Annotated in this window: 9 protein-coding genes; 3 read left to right on the forward strand and 6 right to left on the reverse strand. The window is 65.9% G+C overall.

Annotated features, from left to right (window positions below):
- Window positions 1-4: 4 nt before the first annotated feature.
- From ACQY5K_RS01830 to ACQY5K_RS01840, 3 genes are read left to right on the forward strand one after another with little or no spacing between them, the layout of a single operon-like run.
- Window positions 5-904: a 2Fe-2S iron-sulfur cluster-binding protein gene (locus tag ACQY5K_RS01830; RefSeq protein ID WP_428119539.1), complete on the forward strand. Its 900-nt coding sequence runs from the start codon at window positions 5-7 to the stop codon at window positions 902-904.
- A gap of 21 nt (window positions 905-925) precedes the next feature.
- Window positions 926-2293 carry an MFS transporter gene (locus ACQY5K_RS01835; protein WP_428119541.1) on the forward strand — a complete coding sequence of 456 codons (1368 nt, stop codon included), beginning with the start codon at window positions 926-928 and terminating at the stop codon, window positions 2291-2293.
- Between the two features lie 26 nt (window positions 2294-2319).
- Window positions 2320-3144: a hypothetical protein gene (locus ACQY5K_RS01840; RefSeq protein WP_428119543.1), complete on the forward strand. Its 825-nt coding sequence runs from the start codon at window positions 2320-2322 to the stop codon at window positions 3142-3144.
- 27 nt (window positions 3145-3171) lie between these two features.
- Here the strand turns inward: ACQY5K_RS01840 and ACQY5K_RS01845 are convergent, their stop codons facing one another.
- The 6 genes from ACQY5K_RS01845 to ACQY5K_RS01870 form a co-directional block, all read right to left on the reverse strand.
- A complete protein-coding gene (locus ACQY5K_RS01845; protein WP_428119545.1) occupies window positions 3172-4707 on the reverse strand; it encodes a trimethylamine methyltransferase family protein in 1536 nt (511 codons plus the stop codon).
- Between the two features lie 98 nt (window positions 4708-4805).
- Window positions 4806-6983 carry an ASKHA domain-containing protein gene (locus tag ACQY5K_RS01850; RefSeq protein WP_428119547.1) on the reverse strand — a complete coding sequence of 726 codons (2178 nt, stop codon included), beginning with the start codon at window positions 6981-6983 and terminating at the stop codon, window positions 4806-4808.
- The gene (locus tag ACQY5K_RS01855; RefSeq protein WP_428119549.1) at window positions 6937-7872 is read right to left on the reverse strand and encodes a dihydropteroate synthase; all 936 of its coding nucleotides are present in this window, start codon (window positions 7870-7872) and stop codon (window positions 6937-6939) included. The genes ACQY5K_RS01850 and ACQY5K_RS01855 overlap by 47 nt, the downstream gene beginning before the upstream one ends.
- Window positions 7869-8582, reverse strand: a complete 714-nt coding sequence (locus ACQY5K_RS01860) for a DUF1638 domain-containing protein (RefSeq protein ID WP_419923220.1) — start codon at window positions 8580-8582, stop codon at window positions 7869-7871. Before ACQY5K_RS01860 ends, ACQY5K_RS01855 begins: the two co-directional genes overlap by 4 nt.
- A 10-nt stretch (window positions 8583-8592) precedes the next feature.
- The gene (locus tag ACQY5K_RS01865) at window positions 8593-9321 is read right to left on the reverse strand and encodes a corrinoid protein (RefSeq protein ID WP_419923221.1); all 729 of its coding nucleotides are present in this window, start codon (window positions 9319-9321) and stop codon (window positions 8593-8595) included.
- 211 nt (window positions 9322-9532) lie between these two features.
- A complete protein-coding gene (locus ACQY5K_RS01870; protein WP_428122822.1) occupies window positions 9533-11254 on the reverse strand; it encodes a proline--tRNA ligase in 1722 nt (573 codons plus the stop codon).
- Window positions 11255-11536 lie beyond the last annotated feature (282 nt).

Genomic DNA, 11536 nt, shown 5'->3' on the forward strand with positions numbered 1-11536 from the left:
CCCGATGAGCGAAACAATGGCCGCGACACCGGCTTCGCAGACTCAGATGGTCACCTTGACCGTGGACGGCGCAGAAATCTCGGTGCCTGCTGGGCAAACAGTGCTCGCAGCGTGCACCGCGGCGGGCGTGTCGACTCCCACGATCTGCTGGGCGCCCAATCTCACACCGGTCAACGTCTGCCGAGTGTGCGTCGTGGAGCTCGAAGGCTCCCGAACCCTTGTGCCTGCGTGTTCTCGGCCGGCAGAAGACGGCATGGTGATCAGCACGGACTCCGATCGAGTGCGCCACAGCCGCCGAATGGTGCTGGAGTTCCTCGGTTCTGCCAACGATCTCAGCCAGGCCACGGAGATCAACGAATGGTCTGCGGAATACGGCGCCGACCCGGACCGCTACGACATGGCCGAGCAGGTCGACGAGCCCGTTCGGGTTCAAGATGAGCTGTACATCCGGGCCTACGACCGCTGCGTCCTTTGCTACAAGTGCGTCGAGGCCTGCGGTGACGACGCTCAGCACACGTTCGCGATCGCAGTGGCTGGACGCGGCTTCGATGCCCGTATCCGCACTGAGTACGACGTCGAGCTTCCAGAGTCGGCGTGCGTCTACTGCGGCAATTGCGTCGCTGTCTGCCCGACCGGGGCCCTGCAATTCCGAACAGAGTTCGATCTTCGAGCCGTGGGGGAGTGGCGCCCCGATTCCCAGACCGTGACCCGCACGGTCTGCTCGTATTGCGGCGTCGGCTGCAATCTCGATCTTCACGTCCAGGACGAACGCATCGTGAAGGTCACCTCGCCCGCCGATCACTCAGTGACAAGCGGCCATTTGTGCATCAAGGGGCGATTCGGATGGCAATACGTCCACGCCCCTGCTTTCGAGCCCCCAGCGCCTGGCGCAGCGGGCCAGTAACGGCCAGGACACCGCTAGCCCATGTCGGCGACTGAGCCGACTTCCGAACGAGTCTCCCGCCGGGAGCGAGCGTTGGAGCGCGCCCGCCAGGCGGTGTCGGAGCACACGCCCCGCATCGCACGCGTTTCGCCTCCCGAATCGCCCGAACCACTCGTCGGCGGACCGGCGCTGGAATCGCCAGCTGCCCGCAGCACTGCGCTGTTCATCGGCATCGCACTGCTGATGGCCGGCAATGGCCTGCAGAACACGTTGCTGGGTGTTCGGGCCCAGTCCGAAGGCTTCGGCTCGACGGTTGCGGGCCTCGTCATGGCGATGAACTTCATGGGCTTCTTGGCCGGTGCGGCACTGGCGCCTCGGTTCTTGCGCCAAGTCGGGCACGTTCGGGTGTTCGCAGCGCTGGCCTCCGCAGGCAGCAGCGTGGTGCTGGTGCAAGCGGTGTTCATCCACCCGATCGTGTGGGGCGTTGGACGATTCAGCTGGGGCGTGTGCTTCGCCGGGCTGATCGTCGTCGCCGAAACATGGCTCAACGAGTTGGCCACCAACGAGAACCGGGGACGTGTCCTCGCTCGTTACATGGTGATCACGATGGGAGCTATCGCGACCGGCCAGCTGCTGGTCGCGACTGCGGACACCAACGGCTTTGCTCTGTTTGCCGTCGTGTCGGTGCTCGTGTCGCTGGCGCTCGTGCCGATGTCGCTGTCGGCATCGAGCAGCCCCGCAATCGTCGCACCCGAGCCGCTTGGGCTTCGAACGCTGCTCCGCACTGCGCCGACGGGCGTCGTGGTCGCGTTTCTCGTCGGCGGGGCGCTCGGATCGATCTCTGCCATCGGTCCGGTGTACGCATCGGCGAGAGGGCTGTCGCCCGTGCAGGTGGCGATGTTCGTCGCTGCCCCGATGGTCGGCAGCCTGTTCGGCCAACTTCCGCTGGGGCGTCTGTCAGACCGGGTTCCTCGACGAGCGGTGATCGTGGTTGCGTCCGCGATTGCCGGCACGATGTGCCTGCTGATGCTCGCACTCGACGAGCGTGGCCTTGCGGGCATCGTGGTGATGGCAGTGATGGGAGCGTTTGCCTACCCCGTGTACTCGCTCGCGATTGCCCAGGCGAACGACTGGCTGCGGCACACGCAGCGAGCCAGCGCGAGCGCTCTGCTGGTGCGCATGAACGGCATCGGAGCCACTGTGGGACCAATGAGCGCGGCAATCGGCATGTCGGTGACGCTGAACGCCTTCTATTTCGAGATGGCAGCTGCGCATGCGCTGATCGTGCTGTTCGTCGTGGCGCGGGTGCTCCTGGTGGCCGGGCCGGCGGTCGCAGATCAGGGCGCCTTCCATCCCATCCCCGCACGAGCCACCGCGAGCGTGGCGGCCCTGTTGCGACGGCGGCGATGACGTCGCCCCGGCGCTAGGCACCGACGGTGGGAGCACTCTTCGGTCTGCTGACCTCGGGTGCCATCGGGGTCAGCGACCTGTTCGGGCGCCGTGTGGTGATGCGGTGCCACGTGCTCTCCGCAATGGTGATGTTCCAAGGCAGCGCCGCGATCGTCGCGCTCGCCATCGTTCCATTCGTGCCAGGCTCGTTCGCGAGCGACGACTTTGTGCGCGGCCTGGTCTCAGGCCTTGGCCTGGGCACGGGCCTTGCCTGCTACTACACGTCGTTGGATCGTGCAGGCTCGGCTGTGGCAGCACCGATCGTCGCCACCCTGTCGGCCGTCATCCCATTCGCCTACACCACACTGCGGGGCCACGACCCGCCCCTCATTGCCATCATCGGCGCTGCGGTTGCCTTCGCCGGACTCGCACTGGTGACCGCCGGGGGCACACGAGGCGCCAACGTGGTGGTGGGGACGGCATGGGCGCTGGTGTCGGGCATCGCGTACGGCGTGGGACTGGGAATCCTCGTCGACATCTCCGAGAGCTCAGGCGCCTGGCCGGGTTTCGGGCAGCGGCTTACCTCCGTGGTCGCCATGGCAGCGCTGGTCTCGGTTCGGCGCCTGCCGATGCTGCCGCCGCCCGACGTCATGGGCTTTGCAATGCTCACCGGCGTAGCGAGTGCATCGGCAACGATCTTCTACATCGTAGGTATCTGGTTCGACGCCCCGGCAACCGTCGTCGGCGCCTCGATGTTCCCGGTGATGAGCGTCATCGTCGGTCGGGTCAGCTATCACGATCCCATCAATGTGCGCCAAGCCATCGGAATCGCCGCGGCCGTCATCGGCGTCACCGTGGTCGTCACGTCCTGAAGGGTCGAGTCGAGTGACCGACGCGCCCTACACCAGAGCGTCGGGCTCTTCTGCTTTGCGGCGGGCGATGTAGTCGCGGAGTTCTTCGTCGATGGCGTCGTCGATCGGAGGAGCTTCGTAGTCCGCCAGCATCTGCTTCCACAGCGCATTGGCGCGTTGGGCCGCATCGTGCGAGCCGTCGTCGGACCAACGTTCGAAGCTGTTGTTGTCTGCGATGGAGGACTGGTAGAAGGCCGACTCGAAATTCTCCAACGTGTGCGGGTGACCCAGGAAATGGTTCCCGTGAGGATTCGTGAGGAACGCTTCGACGGCCTGCCCGTTGGGGGACATGTCGATGCCTTTGGCGTAGACCTCCATCATTCCGAGCTGGTCGGCGTCCATGATGAGTTTCTCGTAGCTCAGCGCCAGGCCGCCCTCGAGCCATCCCGCTGCGTGAAGCACGAAGTTCACGCCCGCTGCCATCGTGGGCAACAGCGTGGATGCCGATTCGTACGCCGCCTGGGCATCGGGAGCCTTGGACGACGTGAATTGCCCGCCTGAACGAAACGGCATGCCCAGGCGCCGGGCGAGCTCCGCCATGACATAGATGGCCAGACCTGCTTCGGGCGTGCCGAACGTCGGGGCTCCGGTCGCCATCGACATCGACGAGGCGAAGGTTCCGAAGATCACCGGCGCACCCGGGCGCACCAGTTGGCACAACGCCATGCCCGACAGCGCCTCGGCCAGGCACTGTGCCGCCAGTGCAGCCACGGTGACCGGCGACATCGCCCCCGCCAGGACGAACGGCGAGATGACGCACGCCTGGTTGTGCCGCGCGTAGACCTCCGCTGCACCGAGCATGGTGGCATCCCAGCGCAGGGGCGACGACGCATTGATGAGGCTGGTGAGCACGGTGCGATCGCCCAGATCGCCGCCGAACGCGATTCGGCACAGCTCAACCGAATCCTCTGCTCGCTTGGCCGCTGTGACCGAGCCCATGAGCGGCTTGTCGCTGTACCGCAGATGGGAATACACCATGTCGAGGTGGCGCTTGTTCACCGGCACATCCACCGGCTCGCACACGGTGCCGCCGCTGTGGTGCAGGTGCGGGAGCATCCACGTCAGCTTCACCACGTTCTCGAAGTCCTCGAGCGTGGCGTAGCGACGGCCCTCGTCGAGGTCGGTCACGAACGGCGATCCGTAATTCGGGGCGAACACCGTCGCATCGCCGCCGATCGGCACGGATCGAGCCGGGTTGCGGGCGTGCTGAATGTATTCCGAGGGCGCGTTGTCCTGGACAATCTGCCGGCACAGACCGCGTGGAAAGCGGACGAGCTCCCCGTCCACATCGGCACCCGCGTCGCGCCATAGCTCCAAGGCACGGGGGAATTCCTGAAAGGCGATGCCCACCTCGGACAGGATCGTCTCCGCGTTTGCCTCGATCTGGGCCAAGCCTTCTTCGTCCAGCACACTCACTGGCGCCAACTTGCGGGTCAGGTGGGTGTGCGTGACGTCGTCACTGGCCGCCCGCAGGGCCTGGCGGGCCGCCCGGCCGCCTCCTCGTCGTCGTGTCCGCTCGCTCATTTTCGCTCACTCATTGGTTTGCATCGTCTTGTCTTCGATGTTGTGTACCGGGCCTTGCCGCCTGATGTTGGTGGCATTGGGGCCGACTCGCTTGCGCATCACCGGCTCCGCCGGTGTCGGGGGCGTCGTCGGGCGCCTGTGTCGGAGGGCCTGCGCGCATCAGTGCCGTGCGCAACAGTGCGCTCGGGTAGTTCAATTTCAGCCCCAAGCAGCGGATTCGGCGCTGTCGCATGGGGGAGCGCCATCGCAGCCACGAACAGCTCCTGAAATCGCGGCTCGGTTGCTGTCTCGATCTTGCGGATCTCGCTGACGACGGACTCCATCTCGGCACGCTGGGAACCCGAGAGCAGCGCACGCACGGCCCCCGTCCCGGCTGCATTGCCTACCGAGCGCACCGCTTCGGGATCGCAGTCACCGATCAAGCCCAGAACCATGGCGCGCACCGGGTCGATGTGGGCACCGAATGCCCCCGCCAGCTGGACCTGCTGGGGAGCCCTGATGTCGGCACGCTCGCACAGTAGATCGATGCCTGCACGCAACGCCGCTTTGGCGAGCTGCACTGCCCGGACGTCGTTCTGAGTGACCGTGATGGTCGGACCATCCCTATGGGGGGGCGGTTCGTAGACCACATAGGAGAACGTGCGGCCGTCGGCGATCACCCGCGCCGAGCGCTCGTCGCATGCTGGCGGCGCAGCGATGACTCCCTCAGCAGAAAGCACTCCGGCAAGGAACATCTCAGCGATCACTTCGATGATGCCCGAGCCACAAATGCCCGTGACACCGGCGGCCGCGGAGCGCGAGCCGACAGCCACTGTGCGTTCGACGGCATCGTCGAATCCGGGATCGTCGGACCATAGGTCGCAGCCGATCACCCGGAAACGCGGCGCCCAGGTCTGCGGGTCGATGCGCACGCGCTCGATCGCCCCAGGAGTGGCCCGCAGCCCGCAGCTGATCTGTGCTCCTTCGAACGCGGGCCCTGTCGGACTCGACGCAGCCCACAAGCCCGCCGAGCTTCCCAACACGATCTCGGCATTAGTGCCGACGTCGACCAGCAGCGTGATCTCGTCGCTGCGATGAGGGCCACCGGCGAGAACCGCAGCGGCGGTGTCGGCGCCCACGTGCCCCGCAATGGCGGGCCCGACGTACACGCGTGCCGCCGGGCACGCAAGCCCAAGCTGGGGACCTTCGATTTCTACTGCGGAATCGGTCGCGAGCGTGAACGGCGCCTGCCCCAACGGTGTGGGATCGATGCCCAGGGCGATGTGGATCATGATCGGATTCCCGACGAGGACCACTTCGACCACCATTTCGGGATCCGCCTCGGCATCGGTGCACAGTTCGACCACGAGCTCGGCGAGCGCATCGCGCACAAGCGCAGTGAGCTCCGCATCGCCGCCGACGTTCATCATCACGTACGACACCCGGCTCATCAGGTCCTCGCCGAGCCGGATCTGAGGATTCATGCGTCCCGCCGAAGCCAGTACCTCGCCAGTCTGCAGATCGGTGAGATGACCGGCCACCGTGGTGGATCCGATGTCGACGGCGATTCCCAGAGCCGTGGTCACCACACCCGGCCATACCGCCGCCAGCGAGCCGGTGCGGTCCAACGGTTCCGTGCCGCTCCAGCGCACTGCGGCTGTGATGAGACCATCGCCCGCTGCAACAGCGCGATGAAGTCCCACGAGCGCGCACGGCAGCGTGCCGCCGACTGCGACGCTCCATTCGGCGCACAGCTGCTCAATGACGATCTGAGCGAGTCCACGGCGCTCATCCAGCGTTGGCGCGGGAATGGTGACCGCATGCAGTGTGGTCATCGGGTCCAGCACGATGTCGCCGACATCGATCGACTTGCGCACCACCGGACCGTGCAGCTGGCTCTGCGGGGGAACGTCGAGCACGGCATCGGAGCGAATCGCGGCTTGGCAACCCAGTCGTGCCGTCGAGGTCAATGGCCGGCGGCCCGCATAGGCAGCTTCAGTCTCATTCGACGGGCTGAGAGCGTCCGCTGTGGCTTCGATTGCCCACTTGGGGAACGATCCCAGCGAGGGCACGACTTGGCACCGGCCGCAGATGCCGCGTCCTCCGCACACGCTGTCGAGGTCCACGCCAAGCACCCGGGCCGCATCGAGCACCGTGGTGCCTTCCGCGACGGCGCCCGAACGCCCCGATGGCGTGAATACGACATGTGGTTTCCGAGCGCTCGATCCCGGCGTCATCGCCAGGGCCTCGCTATCCGGTGAGCGCCCGGCGGCCACCACGACGCCGCGGCCGCTCACCCGGCGCAGTGCCTCCCGACGCTCTGCGGTCGGCCCCCAGAGTGCTCCGGTCCCGGTGCTCCGCAATCCATGCTGCGCAGTTCTGATCGTTGCCGGCGAGTACGTCGGCCGCCATCACCGCAGCCTTCACTTCGGCGTGGAGCGGGTTCATGATGGCCGATGTCATTCCGGCTCCGATGGCCATTGCCAGGTACGTGCCGGTGATGACGTTGCGATTCGGCAGGCCGAAGCTGACGTTGGACGCACCGCACGTGGTGTTCACGCCCAGCTCGACTCGCAGGCGACGCACCAGGTGGAAGACCTGACGACCTGCTGTTGCCATCGCGCCGATCGGCATCACGAGAGGATCCACCACGACGTCATGCGCGGGAATGCCGTAGTCCGAAGCAGCGTTGACGATGCGGCGTGCCACCTCGAAACGGACATCAGGATCGGTGCTGATGCCAGTCTCGTCATTGGAGATGGCCACGACCGCAGCACCGGCGCGCGCCACCAGCGGCAGCACGCGTTCCATCACTTCAGCCTCGCCGGTCACAGAGTTGATGAGCGGCTTGCCGACGTAGGCATCCACTCCGGCCTCGAGCGCCTCGATCACGGACGAGTCGATACTGAGCGGCACATCGGTCACCGACTGCACCAGCTTCACCGCCGACGCCAGCAGAGCCGGTTCGTCAGCAAGCGGCACACCCGCATTCACGTCGAGCATCTGAGCACCAGCGGCAACCTGCGCAAGGGCGTCGGCCTCCACCCGGCTGAAGTCGCCCGCTCGCATTTCTTCTGCGAGCAGCTTGCGGCCTGTCGGGTTGATGCGTTCACCGATCATCACGAACGGCCGATCGAAGCCGATGACAACCTCACGAGTGGCGGAGCTGATGACGGTGTCGGTCATGAGAGCACCTCGACGCGCCCGCGTCGAGACGGTGCCGCGACGCTCACCATGGTGTCGAGAAGCTCGCCGTAGCCCGTCTCGACGATCACCAGCGGAAGGCCGAGGCGCTCGGCACCCGCTCGTGCACATGCCTCGACGCGGACTCGTTGCGTCCCATCGGACGTCTGGGTCAGCAGAACAACCCGCTCGTAGTTGCCGAAGTACATCTCCGCGAGCTCGGGGTGTGCCTCGATGCCCAAGCCCTTCCACACCAGCAGGTCGAAGTGACGTGCGAGGTAGTCGGTCAGGTAGAAGGTTGCGGGCTCGGCATCGTGCATCGAGGCGAACCGGCCTGCGCCTGCGAAGAACTCGTAGCAGTGCGCTCCCGGCATCATCGACATCGGCGGTCCGTCGCCGGCTGCGTGGGCAGCGGCAAACTCCTCGCAGAGCTTCTCGAGCGCTCCGGCAGTTCCGCAGTCGGCGTATCCCAGCAGGATCTGTGCGTACGACTTGCCCTGCTCGCCGAGTCGCGCCAGCCGCTCGCGGACAGCCCCGGCAATCAGTGCGGGGCGGTTGTGCAGTTTGGCGGGCAGACACTCCACATCGACGTTGACGAGACCGTGGTGGCGCACCACCGCCTGCATCTCGTTGACCAACGCGCCGCAGCCGAGGACCAGGATGCGCTCGACGTCACCTCGGGCCTCGGGGCTCGTCGCCGGCGGCGCGTTCACTGACGTCACCTCAGGCAGCAGCGGCGCGGCGCGCCCGGATCAGATCGGTGGCGGTCTCGGAGGCGACGGCAGCGTCGCGACAGTAGGCATCCGCGCCCACCGCGTCACCGAACTCCTGGTTCAACGGCGCCCCGCCCACGATCACCAGGTAGTCGTCACGCAAGCCCTTCTCGATAAGGGTGTCGACCACCACCTTCATGTACGGCATCGTCGTGGTGAGCAGCGCCGACATGCCCAAGATGTCGGGTCGGTGCTCGTCGAGGGCCGCGAGGAACTGATCGACATCGGTGTTGATGCCCAAGTCCACGACTTCGAAGCCGGCTCCTTCGAGCATCATCCCGACGAGGTTCTTGCCGATGTCGTGGATGTCGCCCTTCACGGTGCCGATGACGATCTTGCCGATGGGCTCCGCACCAGTCTCGGCAAGCAACGGACGGAGAATCGCCATGCCGGCCTTCATTGCATTCGCCGCGAGAAGCACTTCGGGCACGAAGAGGATGCCGTCCCGGAAATCGATGCCGACGATGCGCATGGCCTCAACGAGTGCCTCGTTGAGCACCTTGTCAGCCCCCCAGCCGCGGCCCAGAAGCAGGTTGGTGCCTTCCACGATTTCCGGCCCGAGGCCGTCGTACAGATCGTCGTGCATCTGGGCGATGAGGTCATCGTCGTCGAGTTTCGAAAGGTCGATCTCTTCTTCGACGTCGGCATCGGTTGTGCCGAGTGTTGACGTGTCGGCCATGCCCCGCCCCCTCGTCATCGCCAAGCCAAGCCGCTCTCGACCTGACCCGCCTTCAGATACTGTGCTTCCTGTTCCGCATTGTGGAACTGTGCCGCACAACGGTACAGACGGTTACGGTATCACGAACCTTGCTCAAAGGGCGTCATCGCCGCGCAATCCATTGCGCCCACGACGGCCCGCTTCAGCGCAGCGCCACGTAACGCGGCGTTCTCTACAGCGATGCTGCGGTCACGACGGCGACCACGAGTTCTGGGGCCTCGCCGACTTCGATCATTTGCGTCTCGCCGGTCGAGCGTTCGGTCAGCTCCAGATTCCCCTGCGCGAGGCTACGTGCTCCGACGGTCACTCGATACGGGATGCCCACCAATTCTGCGTCCGCCAGCTTCACTCCGGGGCGGAGTACGCGGTCGTCATAGAGGCAGTCGATGTTCCGGCGCTGCAATTCGCTGTACAACACCTCGCTGGCGCTCGACTGCGCCGGGTCGGCGGGATCAAGCACCGTCACGACGACGTCGAACGGCGCGACACCCACGGGCCAGCACAGTCCGCGATCGTCGTAGTGTGTCTCGGCCACGGCTGCCATCGCGCGGCCGATACCGATGCCGTAGCTACCCATGATCGGCGTGCGTGCAATGCCGTCGGCGTCGAGCACTGACACGCCCATTGCCTCGGCGTACCGGCGCCCGAGCTTGAAGATGTGACCGGCTTCGATGCAGCGGACAATCTCCAGGGTCCCTCCGCACTCGATGCACGCTTCACCCGCCGACACCCCACGCAGATCCGCCCAGCGCGGGTCGATCAGATCACGTCCGACGTCGACACCTCGATAGTGCCAGTCGTCGGAGTTGGCTCCCGTCGTCATCGACCGTCGCCCTCGCAAGGCTTCGTCGGCATAGACCGGCAGGTGATCGACGCCGACTGCTCCCAGGCTTCCTGGGTTGGCGCCGAGCTCGGCGACGGTCTCGGCGGCCGACGCCGGCCGGATGTCAGTGGCACCGGTGTGATCCGCGAGCTTCTGAAGGTTCAGCTGGTGGTCACCCCGCAACGCAACGAGGGTGACCTCGTCGTCGAGCACCATCACCATCGTCTTGATCTGCCGTCCGGCCCGAGCGCCGCCGTCGAAGTCGCTGAGCTGAGCGATGGTGCGCACGCCAGGGGTGGGGAATCGCTCAGGGGCGGAGCCCGACGGCGGATCGTCGATCGGGGGCACCGCCGCGCGCGCTCGCTCGACATTGGCTCGGTAACCGCACGCTCCGCAGCGAGCAACGTCGTCCTCGCCCGCAGGCGAGGCAACCATGAATTCGACGCTGGCAGAGCCGCCCATGGCGCCCGAAGAGGCCTCCACAGCCATGGCGTCGAGCCCGAGCCGCCCGAAGATCCGCACGTACGCCTCGCGGTGTATCTCGAACGAGGCGTCGAGACCGGCTTCGTCGATGTCGAAGCTGTACGAGTCCTTCATTGCGAACTCTCGAACCCGCAGCAAGCCGCTCTTGGGTCTGGGCTCGTCGCGAAATTTCGTCTGGATCTGATACCACGTCTGAGGCAGCTCCCGGTACGAACTCATCTCCGCAGCCAACAAGGCGAAGACTTCCTCGTGGGTCATGCCCAACACGATGTCGACGTCGTTTCGGTCTCGCAGGCGGAACATCTCCGCACCCATCACGTCCCACCGGCCGCTGCGCTGCCACAGCGCCGCCGGGTGCATCGCGGGGAGCAAGAACTCCTGAGCACCGATGGCGTCCATCTCGGCTCGGACGATGTCCGCCACTCTGCGGTGAACGCGCAGCCCCAGCGGCAGCAAGCTGTAGTGGCCCGAGTGCAGCTGGCGGACGAAACCGGCGCGAACAAGCAGTCGATGGCTGGCGGCTTCGGCGTCTGCGGGCGGCTCGCGCAGCGTGGGAATGAACGAATCAGACCATCGCATCCGATGCAGGGTAAACGGGGGATCGATGACGGCAACGGGATTCCCCATATCAGATGGGGCGAATCAGCTGCGGAGACCATTCAGTATTCCGGTCGTTGTTCGCATGTGTTGTGCTGGCGTCGGGGCCCAGTACCCTCAACACTTGACACCGATGGCCACGCGTCGACCGCGCGGTCTCGGCCACGGACCGGGGCAGCAAGTGTCCCCTGCGGGTCCTGCATCGGCGGCTCGAACGAAGCGCAATTGCAGTTCGAGCGGACGTTGCAGTTGCTCTCCCGGTCGACTACTTGA

The organism is Candidatus Poriferisodalis sp., assembly GCF_965262965.1.
Classification (GTDB): domain Bacteria; phylum Actinomycetota; class Acidimicrobiia; order Acidimicrobiales; family Poriferisodalaceae; genus Poriferisodalis.